General features: G+C 45.1%; 10 protein-coding genes. 7 read left to right on the top strand and 3 right to left on the bottom strand.

The window, feature by feature from the left end:
- The 3 genes from PPO43_RS01615 to PPO43_RS01605 all read left to right on the top strand — a co-directional run bounded on the left by PPO43_RS01615 (position 1) and on the right by PPO43_RS01605 (position 3,326).
- Positions 1–2,484 (top strand): TIGR03986 family type III CRISPR-associated RAMP protein, encoded by a 2,484-nt coding sequence (locus PPO43_RS01615; RefSeq protein WP_272620044.1) that lies wholly within the window; start codon positions 1–3, stop codon positions 2,482–2,484.
- A gap of 221 nt (positions 2,485–2,705) precedes the next feature.
- Entirely contained in the window at positions 2,706–3,050 is a 345-nt protein-coding gene (locus PPO43_RS01610; protein WP_272620043.1) for a hypothetical protein, read from the top strand.
- A 3-nt stretch (positions 3,051–3,053) separates the two neighbouring features.
- Positions 3,054–3,326, top strand: a complete 273-nt coding sequence (locus tag PPO43_RS01605; RefSeq protein ID WP_272620042.1) for a TM1812 family CRISPR-associated protein — start codon at positions 3,054–3,056, stop codon at positions 3,324–3,326.
- Here the strand turns inward: PPO43_RS01605 and PPO43_RS01600 are convergent.
- The gene (locus PPO43_RS01600) at positions 3,279–4,118 is read right to left on the bottom strand and encodes an IS5 family transposase (protein ID WP_442985426.1); all 840 of its coding nucleotides are present in this window, start codon (positions 4,116–4,118) and stop codon (positions 3,279–3,281) included. The genes PPO43_RS01605 and PPO43_RS01600 overlap by 48 nt on opposite strands.
- A 214-nt stretch (positions 4,119–4,332) precedes the next feature.
- Between PPO43_RS01600 and PPO43_RS01595 the strand changes: the two genes are divergently transcribed.
- The 4 genes from PPO43_RS01595 to PPO43_RS01580 all read left to right on the top strand — a co-directional run bounded on the left by PPO43_RS01595 (position 4,333) and on the right by PPO43_RS01580 (position 14,878).
- A complete protein-coding gene (locus tag PPO43_RS01595) occupies positions 4,333–5,619 on the top strand; it encodes a TM1812 family CRISPR-associated protein (RefSeq protein ID WP_272620041.1) in 1,287 nt (428 codons plus the stop codon).
- 387 nt (positions 5,620–6,006) lie between these two features.
- On the top strand, positions 6,007–12,060 hold the full coding sequence (locus tag PPO43_RS01590; protein WP_272620040.1) for an Ig-like domain-containing protein: 6,054 nt from the start codon (positions 6,007–6,009) through the stop codon (positions 12,058–12,060).
- Between the two features lie 350 nt (positions 12,061–12,410).
- Positions 12,411–13,949: a PorP/SprF family type IX secretion system membrane protein gene (locus tag PPO43_RS01585; protein WP_272620039.1), complete on the top strand. Its 1,539-nt coding sequence runs from the start codon at positions 12,411–12,413 to the stop codon at positions 13,947–13,949.
- A 98-nt stretch (positions 13,950–14,047) separates the two neighbouring features.
- Positions 14,048–14,878: a TPM domain-containing protein gene (locus PPO43_RS01580; RefSeq protein ID WP_272620038.1), complete on the top strand. Its 831-nt coding sequence runs from the start codon at positions 14,048–14,050 to the stop codon at positions 14,876–14,878.
- A 3-nt stretch (positions 14,879–14,881) separates the two neighbouring features.
- Here the strand turns inward: PPO43_RS01580 and recF are convergent, their stop codons facing one another.
- Together recF and PPO43_RS01570 are read right to left on the bottom strand one after the other, a co-directional pair.
- Positions 14,882–16,000 (bottom strand): DNA replication/repair protein RecF, encoded by a 1,119-nt coding sequence (gene recF / locus PPO43_RS01575; protein ID WP_272620037.1) that lies wholly within the window; start codon positions 15,998–16,000, stop codon positions 14,882–14,884.
- Positions 16,001–17,440 (bottom strand): FtsX-like permease family protein, encoded by a 1,440-nt coding sequence (locus tag PPO43_RS01570; RefSeq protein ID WP_272620036.1) that lies wholly within the window; start codon positions 17,438–17,440, stop codon positions 16,001–16,003.
- Between the last annotated feature and the right edge of the window lie 313 nt (positions 17,441–17,753).

Raw genomic sequence — 17,753 nt, 5'->3', positions numbered from 1 at the left:
ATGAGTATAATAAAAGCGCCGTACAATTTTGTGCCTTTAGAGAAGAAAGTGTTTTACCCTGCTTGGGGGCCATTGGTTTCACATGATCAACCATTTAAAGATGGTCTTTCGGGAACCTTAGAGGTAGAGCTAAAGACACATAGTCCTATTTTCATTGCGAATGGAGTTTTGGAAAAGGATAAGGTTAATTACAACTGTAAGGATGGGGAGCTAAAAAGTACCAAAGATGAGCCATTAGCTTTTTCTCACTATTATGATGTGAATGGGAATAAGCAGTATTTTATTCCAGCTACTTCTTTAAAAGGAATGTTGCGTTCTGTCTTGGAAGTATTGTCTTTTAGTAAGATGAATTTTTATAACGACCATCGTTATGCTGCCCGTGATTTGAGCTCTCATGACAACTTCTATATGAAGGAAATGAAGTATCAGAAGTGTGGTTGGATGAAGAAGGAGGGGGATAAATATATTATAGAAAGTTGCAGAGAGCCCAAAAGAATTTCCCATAAGGAATTAGATCGTTCTTTTGATTTAAAAATGTCCGATTATTTTCAAGGTAAAGTTTCTTTAAAGTATGAAAAAACTACTGATGGGCAAGTATCTTCGGAATACAATAAGTATAGCGAGCAAGAGGATTATTTAAAGTCCGCAAAGCATAAATATGAGTTGTATCCTAAAATAGGACTAAAAGATGTTTTTATAGCGAGAACAAAAGATGATAGAGAGCGGGAAGTTTGTACGCTGTCTGAAACAGAAACTAATCAAAAAGGAAAGGTAGTTTTTACAGGTCAGCCATCAAAAAGGAAAGAGCCAAAGGTAGGAAAACCCTCAGGAAAAGCATTTGAGTTTATCTTTCCCGAGACAAGGGGCGAGCAGTTTGTGGTTTCAGAAAAAGTAATTGCTGACTTTAAGTTTGCTTATTTTAATTTTGATGAGCAGCGGCAATCTCATGATTGGAAATATTGGAAGAAACGTTTAGAGGCTGGCAAAGAAGTTCCTGTTTTCTTCATTGAAGAAGAGGGGGAAATTAAGAGCTTAGGTTATTCCTATTTATATAAGCTGCCCTTTGAGCATCGGATTGGAGAATACTTTAAGGACCAAAGATCAAATGAGCTTGATTTAAGTCAATGTATTTTTGGTAATGTTGATGAGGGAGACCAAAAGAATAGCTTGCTCATGCTTAAGGGACGGGTTCAGTTTTCGCATGCTAATTTTATTAAGAAAGATGATCTTGAAGGAGAGACAGTATCAGCTGTTTTAAGTAGTCCTAAGGCTTCTTATTATCCTAGCTATATTGATCAGGGGGCTGAAACAAAAGTTCCTTACAGACAGCCTTATAAAACATATATGGATGATCCCAAAAGAGTAAATCTGGCAGGTCGGAAGCGATATCCTATACATCAAAATTTTAGTTATGAAAAACTTCCTTCAACAAATGGCATAAATAGAAAAATACTAAGTCATTTTAAGCCATTGAAAGAGGGCTTGACAGCAAAGTTTAAAGTTCATTACCACAACTTGCTTCCAGAGGAGTTAGGGGCTTTGATTAGTGCAATTACGATGCATGGAACGGATAGCTGTTTTCACAACTTAGGTATGGGGAAACCTCTAGGTCTTGGGAAAGTAAAGCTACATCTAAAAACAGAAGAAATTGAAAATAGAAAGGTTGCAGCTTATATGGGGCAGTTTGAGCTTTTGATGCAGCAATTTTTCAGTGATGAGGGGGATGAAAAAAGATGGTTGAATAGTGATCCCTTAAAAGAATTGTTGGCCATGACAACAGTACAAAAACAACAGTATGACTTTAATCTTAAGTATATGAAACTTAAGGATTTTAGAAGTGCAAAAAATGAAAATAAAAAGAAAGGGATAATGAAAGAAGCCCTCATTCGCTATACGAAATTAGGAGCTGTGTCACCAGATAAAACCGAGACAAGTGGGGGGCAAGTCTTAACTCCAATTACAAGGGGAAATGCTAGAATAGAACTTATAAAAAAAGCTTTAGCGCTAAAGACAAAAGCAGAGGCTGTAAAAGAAGGACTTAAAAATGAGAAACCTAAAGCTGAACGTCGGCAAAAGGAAGCTGAAGCACAAGAAAAAGAGCGTCAAAAACGAGCAGCAGAATTGGCCGCCAAACAAGCTAAAATAGATGCTAAAAAGGCTGCTCTTGAAAAAGCAGAAGAGGAGCGAAAGGCCAGAAAACGGGAGCAAGCAGCTCAAAAAGGACTGGAGCCCGTCAAGGAGAAAACCCAGTTGGGGCAGGTGCGTACCATTGTCAGTCAGTTTATTAAAGCCAGTGGAGAGGAAACCCTTGCCGAGGACTATTGGGAAGAACTAAAAGAGAATTTAGCTATAGCTTATTCCAATAGCCCTAAAGGAAAGCAAAGGGAATGGAAAAAGAAATTGGCGAAGGAACTCAGCAACTGGCTAGGCTCTCCCACCACCGCAGAAAACTGGGCGAAAGAAATTTTGGGCCTCTCCAAATAATCCCCCTATCTTCAGCTATACAAGTATTGAAACACAGAAAAATACCCTATGGCGAAGAAATACATCAGCTACAACGAAGAGCTAGCCAGAAAGCTACAAAAGAAGTTTGGCCTTAAAGAGACAACGATTCGGGTCTGGAAACACCGACAGGGGATCCCCGAGCGATATGCCGACCCCAACTACCAGCCCCGAACTGTTGCCTCTAAAAGCCAGCTCAAAAATTGCCGCCATTTTTTGGCCTCAGCTTTATCAATCGTAGCCAGTTTGAGGGGATTCCCGCCCATACCCTCAACGATTTTATGAATTCCGATAAGCATAATACCCTGGCCCTACTACAGGCCGAGCAGCTGCTCAACCATCGGAAATTCATCAAAAAAGAACTCAAAAAAATTATTCATAAACAAGATGGCAATGCCCTAGCGGCCATCCTCCAACTCCCCTTTATTCGCCCCACGATCCTGCTCGGCAACCATTATGCTGGCCTGCGTCATCGCTTCGATAAGCTGAAAAATGAGGATTGGGAGACGATCAAGCCCCTACTGCAAGCCGCCTTGGATCAACTTTAACAAATGAATCAGAAGAAAAAGGTTTTTATCTCGTTTTTGGGAACGAATGGATATGGCGAAACAAAGTATTATTTTCCTAATCAAGATGTAGATACTGTAAAATCTACTCCTTTTGTTCAAGAGGCTATCTTTAAACAATGGCCTTTCCCTGAGGATAAATGGGATGCACAAATTGATGAAGTAGTTATATTTACCACTTTGGCGGGGCCTTGTTGTATAAATCGTAACTTACTGATTAGTAACAACTTCCAACTTGACAGCATTAAGCTCATTTAAAATTTGAATACGCATCAGGACTTCTTGCTTCTGCATTTTAAAGCTGAGCGAAGAGAGCCGTTCAGAGAAAAAGTGCTTGAGTCGCATCATTGCAGTTTCGCTTAAATTTCGACGATGATAGCCTAAATCTTGTTTCCAAGCAGTAGCTCCCAACTCCCAGATATATAAAATATCATCATTGCGATAACTGTCAACCAGCTCTCCATCTTTTCCTTTTTTTAGGCGAGCATTTTTACGTGGGGGAATAAACGGTACCGCTCCAGCCTTACAAATTGCTTCCCGACATTTTATTTGGTCATAGGCGCCATCTGCATAAACTTGGCGGATATTCAAGGATTTCATTTTTTTCATCATTTTGGGGAGTTGAGAAGCATCGGTTTTTCGCTCTGTGGTAATCTCTACAGATAATATTTCTCCTGTTTTATCATCCACTGCTAAATGTACTTTAATCCAGCTAGAGCGCTGCTTTTCCAAGTATTTTTTTCTTAACCATTCTCCCTGTCCTTTTGTTTTTAGTCCTGTACTATCTATTGCTACCGATCTTTCTTTAGTCCTCTTTTTAGACTTAATATTCAGTTTTAGTTTCTTGACTCTACGATATATTTGAGTAAAAGATATGGGCTTAGCATCCAAATTATATTTGGAAATAACGCATTTTAGAATACCTTCTAATTGTCGATATCCAAAAGAAAAAAGCACTTTTAAACGGAATAAATAGCGAATAAATTCATCAGAAATTGTTTTAGGTCTGCCGCGTTTTGAAGGCTTAGCTATGAGGTTTTTGCTTGCCAAAGGCGGGAACCAAACATTAAAAAGAAACTTACCTTGGGCCGTATAAAATCTGTTGGTTAGTGCGTAATTCTGTATGTTTTTTTTAGATTTGTCATGGGACAGCTCGAGGTTTTATTGTTCGTCGAAAAAACTTAAATCTACGGGGCTTGTCCCTTTTTTTATGCCTAATTCGCAAGGTTTTTTGTAATTAGCTGGTTTTTAATTTATTAGATTTATGCAACAAGGCCCTTTGGCGGCTAAAGATAAAAACTATCTCAGCCGAGTTATACCTTATAATCAGTCTTCGTCTCAGCTGACAGAAGAAGATAAAATGGGCTTAGAAGCTCGTTTTCAACGAATGAAAGAGGAAGGATATATAGGGGCATTTAAATCAGTTGATATTTTAGAGGGCTTCACTGAGGAAGATATTTGGGAAATATTTAGCACTATTGTTAATGAATTAGACGCACTACAAACAGATAAAAAAGGTGGTAAATCTGTAGAACTTGAGCTATACTTTGATATTACGAATGGATTTCGGTTTTTCCCAATGTTGATGTTTAGCCTTATTAACTATGTCTCTGCAGTCCAAAATTGTAAGCTGAAACAGGTTTTATATGGTAATTATGATGCAGGAATGGCAGTGCGGCAAGAAGCTTTAGGTAAGCTATCTGAAGAGCAAAAAGCAGAATTGAGACAGCAAGCTGTTGAAGCACCAATACAAATTCTAACCAATATCGTAGAACTTAATCAATGGACAGAGGCTGTCGAAATGTTTACTAAATCAGCTGATGCCTATAGCTTAAATAAATTGCTAAAAGATAGTGTCAACGTTTCTGAAAAAAAGCTTGGCGAAGAGCTCTTTGCTTTAACTGAGGCGGTTAAAACTTGTCGCGGAAAGGAGCTTACTCAAAAGTTAAAACTGAAAGAGACAAAAAAACGAATTCAATCCCTTAAGATGGATAGTTCTGGAGGGATGAAAAAACAGCTTAAGCCTTTACTGAATAAAATTGAATCAAAAATTAACAATTTTAACTCTAAAACAACAGAGAATGGTTTTGCTGCAGTAGAGTGGTGTATTCAGCACGGAATGGTTCAACAGGGGTATACTTTTTTACAGGAAACTTTGATTAGTTGGTTGATTGAGCAGACTTATAACCTGTCTCAAATAGATGACAAACATCTTAGAGATATTGCAAAATCAGCTTTGAGACAAAATAATCTATATGATAAGAATGGTAAAAAAGGAACAATTAACTTTTGTTATAAGAATACATACTGGTATCCATTTACTAGAGAGCAAGTGAAAGATAAAGCTAATGATTTAACTAATAATAGGAAGAAATACAGGGGGTTAGATAGTGCATTTTTGGAAATTACTTCAGAACGTTTAGGCGGCCTCCGTAATGACATTAACCATTCTGGCTATAATAAAAAAGCGGGTTCCGCTAAGGTACTAACCCAAGAACTACAAAATCTTAGCAACCGCATCCTCCAAATTATCCAACCCTCCTACAAATAGAACTTTCTAGTTTTATCTCATCTGGGGCTGCCCCTCGCTTCGCTCGGGTCGCTCCCTTCTGGGCTCGCAGGTCTGCTCGGCCCTGCGGCGCCAAAGGCGCCTAGGTCTGGCCTTCGGCCACCCGACAGGCAGCTCAGCCTGCGGCGGCTTCGCCGCCTGCAAAACCGCAAAAGGGCCAGAAAACCATTTTTCTGGCCCTTTTATGTCCCATAACATAGCTTTTCTTTCAAAAGCTTAGGGCGATTGCTATGTTTCCAAAATATATAGCCAGCTAGTCGGCTTATTTTGGAATTTCCTACGGCAAATAGCGCTAAACTATTTTACTTTATCAGTTTAAGCTCCTATATTTAAGATTGTCTTAATAGTTGTTAAACTAAATAAAATAGTATGCAGAAAATAACTACTCTGGGCTTACTCATTTTGGGGAGCCTATTTTTTTCCTCTTTACTCTCCGCCCAATGCGCCTACATTTATGTAGACCCAGCGGGAACGAGCTTGGGAGATGGCTCAGAGGCCAATCCTATGGACCTACAAACGGCCCTAAATGAGGCCTGCCTCCAAAATAGAACACATATTCGCCTGCTAGCAGGTACCTATAATCTAACCGATAAAATAGTTATTGATTGTGATGCACTCATCATTGATGGAGATTGGGAAATCCTCAATGGAGTGGGCCGAAAAAATTCTAGCTTAGCCACAACTATCAATATTAACTCTTCTCTAGAAACAGCCCCCTATGATGGTGCTTCAGGGACGGTAGTTGGCTATTATATAGGTATTGAGGCCATTAACTTCAACGATTTCCAAATTCTGGATATTGATGTAAATGTAAAAAATGGCGGAGCTTCTGGCAGTGTATCTGGTACTACTGGCAATCGAGGCCGCTCTGTCTATGGCTTCTATTTCCGCAATGCCAATAACTGGCAGATCGAAAGGGTAACCATGAATACAGGCCAAGCTAGCCGCGGAACAAATGGCGCTGCTGGTGCAGCAGGCTCGCCAGGTGTTGCAGGTGGCACAGGAAGTCAGGCCCAATGTAATGATGATTGTGCCACGAACCGAGGTGGAAATGGCGGTTCTGGCGGCGGCGGCGCTGCTGGCGCCCCCGCAAATAATGATTTAAGTTGCCGAAACTCGGGACAAGCAGGAAGTAATGGCACCGCAGCCACTGGCCGAAACGGTGGCGGCGGTGGCTCTGGTGGAACTGGTGGTGCAGAAGATAATCGAGGCGCTGCTGGTGGCTCAGGTGCCGCTGGTGGCGGTGGAGCTGGTGGCGCTTTTGGGGCTGGATCCATTGGTTTTAATACCACAAACGGAGATGGAACTTGTAGCCAGGTGAATGCCCAGTCAGGAGCTCCTGGCCAAAATGGAGCCAATGGAACTAATGGCGCAGCTTCGCCTATCTCTAATACTTTTGACCTCTTCTGGCTGCCCGCTGGCCAAGGAGCTACTGGTACTGCTGGTACTGGTGGCGGCGGCGGCGGCGGCGGTGGCGGCGGCGGCGGTCAAGGTTGTTTCTTCTGTACAGATGGTACTGGTGGCGCTGGTGGCGGCGGCGGTGGCGGCGGCCAAGGTGCCCTAGGTGGAACTGGTGGCTGGGGATCTGGTAGCTCTTTCGCCCTCTATGCTTATGCAAGTACAGGCTCTAGTAATAATCTAATCTTAAATCCCGCTGCTGCTGCTACTGGTGGAACTGGTGGCGCAGCAGGTATTGGCGGCAATGGTGGTGCTGGCGGTTTGCTTGGCGGCTCTAATGGTGGCCTATTAGGCTGCTCTACTTGTGAAGTTGGAGCGGGTGGTCTCGGTGGCCGTGGTGGTGATGGTGGAAATGGCGGCCGTGGTGGTGATGGAGCTGATGGACGTTCTGAGACGGTCCGCAGCGTCAATGGAAGCGCTCTTACGGCAACTAGTTCGGCTGGAATTACCCAAATTATTACTGCCCAACCTCTAGAAGGTTGTACCAATTCCGAAATCTTAATTACTAAAGATGGAGGAAGCTGGTCTTTACCCGCAGGGGCTAGCTTTATCAATGACCTAAATAGCACAACTTCTAGCTATGATAATAGCTCAGCTACAGCAATTATTAGCTATACCGCTACAGGTCCACAAAGTACTGGCCTTAATGGCACCGCTTACGATGCCATGGTCCAAATGAATACCAACCGAGCTTTACCCGCTTTTGCAGCCTCTATGCTGACCGATCTTTGTGAAGGAGAAACTTTCTTTATGAGTAGTTCAGCTCTAGGGGTAGAATATCAATGGATTATTTTTGAAGCGGGAACAAATGTGAATACTCCTGTAGCCGCTTTTACTACTCAGGTTGCTAGTTGGATGCCGCCAAGCTTAGGAACGGTAACCAATTATAGTGTTCGCCTTCGGGTCCGTACTGAATGCTGTGGCTGGTCCGCTCCCAATTACTTCGACTTTACGGTTAGAGATGCTGCTCCAGCTCCTTTAGCAACAGGTGATAATATTTGTGCAGGGGAAACCGCAAGTATTTCTGCAGAGGCAGTAAATGGGGGAATGCTAAGCTGGTATGAAGACCCCTTGGGCCAAATCCTTTTGCAAACAGGCCCTGGTCCTGTAGATACCTATATTACAGACCCACTTAGCCAAAATACAGTTTTCTATGTTAGTGAAGGAGCTGCTAGCTGCCCTGGCGGAATTACCTCTGTTTCTGTGCAAGTAGAACCTTTACCCGCTCAAGCTGCAGCCTCAGATGTATCTCTCTGTGAAGGCGAAGATGCTATTCTAACGGCTACTGGCTCAGGTACTGGAGATTTAGTATTCTATGACGCCAGTCAAAATGAATTAGCTCGCCAAACAATGAGCTTTGCTAGTCCTAATGCTAGTCATAACCTAGGCGCATTAGCTGCTGGAGCTTATACCTATTATGTGGCAGAAGATAATGGAAACTGCCGTTCTCCTCTTCGGCTTATTGCCGTTACGCTAAATGCCCTACCCGCTAGCCCCGCTACTACAGGCGCTAGCATCTGTGAGGGCCAAAGTACTACGGTAAACGCTACAGGAAATAGCATCGCTTGGTATGCCGATGCTGCTTTGACTAACCAAGTTGGAGCTGGCAATAACTATAACACACCGATTTTAAACACCGCTACGAATTATTTTGCAGTAACAACTTCAACCCAGGGCTGTATTTCTCTGCCCGCTACGGCTACTGTTGCCGTAGAAGCCTTACCTGCAGCAGTTATCGCTAGCGGCACAAGCATTTGCGCTGGAGAAACTGCCACCCTAAGTGCTACAGGCGGAACAGGTACCCTAAATTGGTATGCAGATCCCGCCGGAGCCAGCTTAGTGGCTACGGGAAACAGCTTTACAACAGCTGCGCTCAACCAAAACACTACATATTATGTGGGGGAGACCTCTAGCTCAGCCCAAGCTTGTGAAGGTCCATTGACTGCCGTAACGGTAACGGTAGATGCCCGACCTTCAACTCCTTCTGTAAGTGCTCAAGATGTTTGTGATGGAGCTGATGTGATTTTATCGGCCACTGGTTCAGGAACTGGCGATCTGGTTTTCTATGATGCCAGCCAAACAGAAATTGGCCGCCAAACGATGAGCGCTGGAAATGCAACCCAAAGTCTAAATGCTGGTCTTTTTGCTGTCGGCAATTATAGCTTCTATGTAGCTGAAGATGATGGCGTTTGTACCTCTCCTTTACAGGTCGTTGGTTTGGCGGTAAACGCTTTGCCAGCTAGCCCCGCTACTATAGGCGCTAGCATCTGTGAGGGCCAAAGTACTACGGTAAACGCTACAGGAAATAGCATCGCTTGGTATGCCGATGCTGCTTTGACTAACCAAGTTGGAGCTGGCAATAACTATAGTACGCCAATCTTAAATACCGCTACTGATTATTTTGCAGTAACAACTTCAACCCAAGGCTGTATTTCTCTGCCCGCTACGGCTACTGTTGCCGTAGAAGCCTTACCTGCAGCAGTTATCGCTAGCGGTACGAGCATTTGCGTTGGAGAAACTGCTACCCTAAGCGCCACAGGCGGAACAGGTACTCTAAATTGGTATGCAGATCCTGCCGGAGCCAGCTTAGTGGCTACGGGAAACAGCTTTACAACAGCTGCGCTCAACCAAAACACTACATATTATGTAGGGGAGACCTCTAGCTCAGCCCAAGCTTGTGAAGGTCCATTGACTGCCGTAACAGTAATGGTAAATGCTCGCCCTTCAACGCCATCCGTAAGTGCTCAAGATGTTTGTGATGGAGCTGATGTGATTTTATCAGCTACTGGTTCAGGAACTGGCGATCTGGTTTTCTATGATGCCAGCCAAACAGAAATTGGTCGCCAAACGATGAGCGCTGGAAATGCAACCCAAAGTCTAAATGCTGGTCTTTTTGCTGTCGGCAATTATAGCTTCTATGTAGCTGAAGATAATGGCGTTTGTACCTCTCCTTTACAGGTCGTTGGTTTGGCGGTAAACGCTTTGCCAGCTAGTCCAGCTACCACAGGGGCCACAATCTGCGCTGGAGAAATGGCTACTATTTCCGCTGCAGGCAACAACATTAGTTGGTATGCCGATGCTGCTTTGACTAACCAAGTTGGCGCAGGAAATAGCTACAATACTCCCGCATTGACTAGTAATACTAGCTTTTATGCTGTAGAAACTAATGCCAATGGCTGTACTTCTTTGTCCGCAGCGGCTTTAGTTACTGTAAATGCGCCACCCGCTGCGCCTAGCGCAACAAATGTAACCATTTGCCAAGGGGAAAGCGCTACTTTCAATGCAACGGGAACCGGAGCCATTTCTTGGTATGCCGATGCTGCTGGAACTATGTTGTTGGCCTTAGGCAATAGCTATACAACCGCCAATTTGCAACAAGCCACTACTTATTATATGCAGGCGGTGAATGCCAATGGCTGCGCTTCTGCATTTATGCCTGTAACGGCTATTGTGAGTCCTTTGCCTTTGGCCCCCGCTGCTTCTGCAGCGACTATTTGTGAAGGCGATGATTTGATGCTTACCGCTTTGGGTTCAGGCTCAGGGGATTTGGTGTTCTATGATAATAACCAAACGGAGATTAACCGCTTTAGCATGAGTGCTGGAAACAGCAGTGCTAGCTATAATGCGGGCGCTTTGTCTGCAGGCAATTACAATTTCTTTGTTCGTGAGGAGCGTTTGGGCTGTAGCTCTGCCCCCACAGCAGTTTTGGCCAATGTACAGGCGAGTCCCGCGGCCCCCACGGCCTTTAATGATAGCCCGGTTTGCCAAGGGGAAGAAGCCTTTTTACAAGCAAATAGTAGCCCTGGCGCTACCTATAGCTGGAGCGGTCCCAATGGTTTTGTATCGAGCAATCAAACTATCCAATTGACGGACCTGAGCCCAGCCGATGCAGGTTTCTATTATGTTCAGGCTTTTGTGGGCGGCTGCGCTTCGGCCTTTGATTCTACAGAGGTACAGGTTTTGGCCGCACCTCAACTGATGGGGCCAATTAGTAGTAATGCTCCCCTTTGTGAAAATGAAACCCTAAACTTGGGCGTGAATATACAAGCTGGCTGGACCTATGCTTGGACCGGCCCCAACGGCTTTACTGCTAACCAAGCTACAATCAGTATCCCAGCCGTGACGGAGATCAACCATCAAGGGTTTTATACGGTGCAAGTGACAGACAATAACACGGGCTGCCAATCAGCGCCTTTGGCCACTTTGGTCCAAATTAACCGCTTGCCAGAGCCCGGAATGGCCTTTAGCAATAGCCCCATTTGTATGGGCGAAAGTATTCAGTTGTCGGTGCCTGCGGTCCTTAATGCTAGCTATAGCTGGACGGGGCCCAATGGCTTTAGTTCCAACGATCGCGCTCCCGAAATTACCGCCGCTACGGCCGATGAGGCTGGACAATACAGCGTTTTGGTGGCCGTGGGCAATTGTAGCAGCTCGCTAGATGTAGAGGTAGCCGTGAATAGCTTGCCCAATGTCAGCATTATGGCCGATACAACGATTGAAGAGGGCGAAAGCCTACAATTGTACGCTACTGGTGGCGTAATTTACGAATGGAGCCCCGCCGATTATCTCAGCTCTAATGCCACGCCTACGCCCATTTTTTCTGGAGCGCCTGTTGGGCAATATAGCTATGAAGTGAGCATTCAGGATGCGATTGGTTGTGCACTTACCGAAACGGTAAATGTTGAGGTGACTCCCCGTACCGATTTGCTCATTGTCGATCTCTTTACACCCAATGAGGATGGAATCAACGATTATTGGCGGATTGATTTTCTCCAAAATTTTGAGCCTTATACCATTCAGGTCTTTTCTCGTGGAGGGCTAGAGGTCTTCCGCTCTACGGCTTACAATAATGATTGGGATGGCACGCACTATAAAACGGGCCAAAAACTGCCAGAAGGCACCTATTATTATGTGATCCAAGCCAACTTTAAGGAGTTTACTGGAGCCGTTACCATTAAGCGTTAATTTTTGTTTTTTGGGCCTCCTGCAGCCCTTTATATTGGGGCTGCAGGCGCTACGGTCCGCAGCTCGCTGTTCGCTCGGCCCATCGCCAGCTTCGCTGGCTCGGTCTGGCGCTTTGCGCCACTGCTCCCCATCGCTAGGCCGTTCGGCCTGACGGCCGCTTCTATCTTTAGCGGTTTTGCAGGCCCGAAGGGCCGCAGGCCTAGCGATGTGAAGGGGGGCGGCGCAGCCGCAGACCAAGGCGCTTTGCGCCGCAGGGCCGAGCGAACAGCGAGCCCCGAAACGTAGCGCCTGCCGCAGGCAGGAGGCCCCAAAAAACAATATTTCAAAGGACAATAGAAATCTAAATATAGATGAAAGGAATTTATAAATTAGGTCTTTCGCTACTGCTAGCCTTGGGGCTGCAAACGGCTGAGGCGCAGCAATTGCCGGTATTTGGCCATTATATTTACAACCCCTACCTCTATAATCCGGCGCGGACGGGGGACCAGGGTTTGGGCAGTTTGAACCTCAATATTAAGCGGCAGTGGAGTAGCTTGCCCTATGCGCCTCTAACGGCAGCTTTTTCGGCTGAGGCGCCCATTCAGAACCGAAAAATGGGCCTAGGAGGGATGTTGTATACCGATCAAACGCATATTATTCGGAAAGTGGGTGGTTTGGCCTCTTATGCCTATCACATTCCTTTTTCGGAGGATGCTAGTCATGGATTATCGGCGGGTTTGTCGGTGGGTTTGGTCAATCAGCGCTTTGATTTTCAATCGGCCGATGTAGAGAATGAAAACGATCCTGAAATATTGGGAGATCAGGCGCAGGGAACGGCCTTTGACTTTAATATGGGCCTAAATTACCGTTGGAAAAAGCTGAATGTTGGCCTTTCTATGTTGCAGGGGCTCAACAATCAAATTCGCTTTTTGGATGCTTTAGAAAAGGAGGTGCGTTATGTCAATACGCGTCATTTTATGGCCTCCGCGGGTTATGAATTTGCTTTGGGAGAGGAGAAAAAGTTTTTTGTTCGCCCTGTAGTCATGACGCGAATTGTGCCCGGTTTGCCTGTTCAGTTGGAGGGAAATCTGCTTTTTGGTTGGAAACAGTTGCTTTGGGGCGGTTTTGCCTATCGTTCGAGCAATAATGAGACCGCTACCTCGGCTATAATTGCCACGCTGGGCGTCAATGTTCAAAAGCAGATGTTTTTTGCCTATAGTTTTGAGATGGGGGCCGATGGCAATTTGAACAATGCCTTAGGCAACCAACATGAATTTATGTTGGCTTATCGCTTCAAGGAGCGGAAACAGAAAAACGAAAAACTCGAAAGCGAAATTGAAAAAATGAAATCTCGCGAGTTGGACATGATGGAGCGAATGGATCAGCAGCAAAAGGGCTTGGACAGTCTACGTCAGGCTCAGGCGGAGAGTGAGGCGCAGCAAGCCGCGGATAAGGCCGCTATGCAAGAGCAGCTCAAACAGCAGGCAAGTTTGTTGGCGGATCAGCAAAAAGTGATGGCCAAAAACAAAAAGGACATCGAAGAATTGCGTCAAGCGATTAAGGAGCAGCCCATGATGTATGATAAAGTGGGATCAATCTACTTCAAGCAGGGGCAGGCGCAACTGACGGGAGAAGAAAAGGCCAAGTTAGAAGCTTTGAAACAAGTTTTTGTAGAAAAGCCCAAAGCGATGCTCTACCTTTTTGGGAATGCGAGTACCGATGGCGATCCGGCTAAAAATCTACAGCTTTCAAATGAACGTTGTATAGTCGTGCGTAAATACTTAATCAAATTGGGTTTAGATCCTATGCGCATTATGGTTTTGCCTATGGGCGAGGATAATAGTTTGGAGGGAGATGAGCAAAAAATCAATCCCAATGATCGTCGGGTAGACTTAATCTTATCCGAATAACTAGAAGAGTCGTATTTTTTAGATTGGCCAGCAGCGAAAAAAATCGCTGCTGGCCTTTTTTTCTGTTCAATTGAGTATTTTACTCAAAAGCAGTTTCCATGTCTAGCCTTCGTTTATCTCTTTTTGCCCTCTTGTTTTTTGTCCAACCAACTTGGGCACAGTATCCTGCGGCCCCTAACCCTATTGCTTATGTAACGGATTTAGGCGACTTTTTAACGGAAGAGGAAGAACTCAATTTATCTAGGGTTTTGCTCAATCAATACCGAGAAAAGGGCCAAGTTCAGCTAGTGGTGGTTACGGTTCCCGATTTAGCAGGACAAACGGTAGAGCAATATGCCCAAGGTTTAGCCGAAAGCTGGGGCATTGGCGATAAAGACTGGAATAATGGGGTTTTGCTGCTGCTCAGCCGAGCCGAGCGAAAGGTCCGAATTGAGTTGGGCTATTGGATGGAAGGCCAAATTACGGACCTAGAAGCCAAAAGAATTATTGATAAACAAATTGTGCCATATTTAAAAAATGGCAACTATTACGATGCCCTTTTAGTGGGTTCAGAAGCCATTTTGCAGGTTTTTGATGAGGGGTTTTCTTCTGAAGAATTAGCCAAACGAAAAAAGGAAAAACGAGAGGCTTTAAGACGGGAATATGAGGAGCGGAGAAAATCAACATTTTGGCTAAGGACATTTAGAACTTATGGGCCATTGATCCCCTTTTTAATTTTACTGATCTGGGGGGGGTGGGCCGCCAGTAAAAAGGGAGGTAGCAGCAGCCGAACCTATCGAAATGACCGAAAAGGTTATTCTCCAAGCTCTTCCTCCTCTAGCTATAGCGATTATTCGGATTACTCTGACTATTCCGACTACTCCGATTATTCGGACAGCAGTTTTGGGGGCGGAAGCTTTGGCGGGGGGGGCGCTAGCGGAGATTGGTAGGGCTTAGCCTTCTTTTATTCCGCCATTTTCAATCAAAAAGAGCTTGAAGTCTGCCCGATAACGCAAACTATCTAGCAATTCTAATAAGCGGTTTTCATGCGTATCACTGATAAATACTTGTCCAAAATCTTGGCTCATCAATAAGGCTAACAATTGCCCCACTCGCTGCGCATCTAGCTTATCAAAAATATCGTCTAGCAACAAAATTGGAGATTTTTGGCTGCTGGCCTTGAGCGCTTGATATTGGGCCAGTTTAAGGGCCAATAAATAGGATTTGAGCTGCCCCTGAGAGGCAAATTGCTTGAGCGTTTGCCCCTTCATCCCAAAGATTAAATCATCCTTATGTGGCCCTACCGTCGAGCGCTGAAACTGTATATCTTTGCGTCGATTCTCTCGCAAGAGCTCCGCAAAATCTTGCTCCAAAAGGGGAGAGCTGTAGCGCAAACTCACCTCTTCTTGTCCCTTAGATAATTGCGCATAAACTTGCTGAAAAACGGGCTGCAATTCCTCAATAAATTTTTTTCGGGCCAATACAATCGCCTGAGCGGGAACCAACAACTGCCGATCATAGCTGTCGAGCAAAATAGGGTCGGGCTGGGCGGGATAATCTACCGATTTGAGTAGGGCATTCCGCTGCTTAATCAGCTTGTTGTATTGCATCAATTGATGCAGATAATTGGGCGATTCCTGACTCAAACTCAGGTCCATAAAACGACGCCTTAACTCACTGCCCTCTAACATCAATTTGTTATCATCTGGAGCAATAAGGACCAAGGGATAGCGCCCAATATGATCGGCCAAACGCTCATAGACCAGTTTGTTGCGCTCAAAAGTTTTTCGCTTGCCCTTGGCGGCCTTCACTACAATTTCTTCGCTTTCTTCTCCCCGCTCAAATTGGGCCTGTAGGCGAAAAAAATCTGCCTCAAAACCAATCAAATAACGGTCTCTACTCACAAAGTTGCTTTTGCCCAAACACAACAAATGAATGGCATCCAGCAAATTGGTTTTGCCCATGCCATTTTGGCCCACAATACAATTGAGCTTGGGCGAAAATTCAAATTGACTATCCCTATAATTTTTAAAGCCCTGCAAACGCAGGGCTTTGAGCTGTTGGCTACGCATCTAGTTCTCTGATAAGGTCTCTGAAATATCTTGACTGTAAGCTTGTATGGCCGGAATTATACTCGCCAAAATCCCCAAGCCTAAAACACCAAAGAATAGCCAAGTTTCTCCCGCCAATATGCGCCAAGCATCTACACTATAACGGTAGGTTTCTTCTATATAACCCGCCAATATGCCCATACCTAAATGACTAATCAACAGCCCTAGAAGACCCCCAAAAAGCGCTACTAAAATGCCCTCTAACAAAAGCATAACTAACAACTGAAAAGCCGAAGCCCCCATGCTGCGCATTAAGGCCAATTCATATTTGCGCTCCTTGATCGAGTTGTACAAGGAAATAAACATACTCAAGGCCGAAATAATAATGATGATGGCCGCCAAATAGTAAAGCAGCTGCGCCCCCATGCCCATATTGTCCATCAAGCGACGCAACTCAAAGGCCGGAACGGCATAACCTAGCTCTTCTAAACCCTCTGTTTCATCAATAATTTTAGGCAACATAGTAGAGGCCATGGCCGAGGTTTTTCCCTCCGAATCTTTGGCGTAGCGAATCAATACGGCCGTAATCTCTTTGCCTTCTTCCGATATAGGCGCTAGTTCTGCTGTATGTTCATGGCCATGCTCATGCCCTTCATGGCTGTGCTCATGCTCCTCATGATTGTGCTCTGCCTCGCCATGCTCATGTCCTTCATGGCTGTGCTCTGCTTCACCATGATCATGCCCTTCATGGCTGTGCTCATGCTCCTCATGATTGTGCTCTGCTTCACCATGATCATGCCCTTCATGATCCTGCTCTTCTCCTTCTTCATGCTCATGATCATGACTTTCGTGCACCCGCCAAACGGAGGCCACATTGGTCAAAATGAGCTGGTCCAAAACGGTTTGATTGGCCTTGAAAATCCCCACTACGGTATAAGCATATTCTTCATGCACATGCATACTCTCGCTTTCTAGACCATGCGCCCCAAAAAAGGTATCGCCAATTTTGAGTCCTAGTTTTTGGGCCACTTTGGCGCCTAAGGTCACCTCCAAATCCTGACTAAATAGCTTTCCTTCTGCCAATTCAGCCCCATAATGTTGGCCCAATTGTTCATCTGTACCCACAATCCGAAAACCTTCATAACTATCGCCTAGGGCCAAGGGAATCGCCGCTTCAATAAAGGGGTTTTTTTTCATCCAACGCACCTTAGCCAAAGGGATATTTCCCGTGGGCACATCAATATGATAAACCGAAGACAAAATCATTTGTAGCGGGCTCCCTTTGGCCCCAACCACCATATTGATGCCCTCAATATTCTTATAAAGCCGCTCTTCCATCTGCTGATTGAGCAGCAAGAGCAAACTGCTTAGCCCCACTCCCAAGGCGACCAAAACCAAGCTCAAACCAGAATTTAAGGGGCGGCTTAATAAACTCTTCCAAGAAATCTTAAATACATTCATAAACTAAAGTAGACGGTTGCTAATGTTGTTTTTTAGGGGCTGCCCCGCCTTTGGGCGGGTCGGGCTGTGTCAGGGCTCGCTATTCGCTCGGCCCTTCGCTTTTTTCGCTTTGCTCAAAAAGCTCGGTCTGGCCTTCGGCCACCCTTTTCCATCCCTCAGCCGCGTCGCTTCGCTCCTTTGCGGCGGCTTCGCCGCCTGCTAGACGCGACTAAAAAAACGCAATTTTTAAGGAAGTTCAAAGCCTAAACCCTAAATAACGACCAAGTGCAGGACCCTAAGGACCAAAAAGCTCAGCGGCCGCAGCCACAAGCCC

The sequence above is a fragment of the Saprospira sp. CCB-QB6 genome, from assembly GCF_028464065.1.
In the GTDB taxonomy this organism is placed as follows: domain Bacteria; phylum Bacteroidota; class Bacteroidia; order Chitinophagales; family Saprospiraceae; genus Saprospira.
The sequence above is the reverse complement of the archived record's forward strand: the minus strand, read 5'-3'. Positions and strand labels throughout refer to the sequence as shown.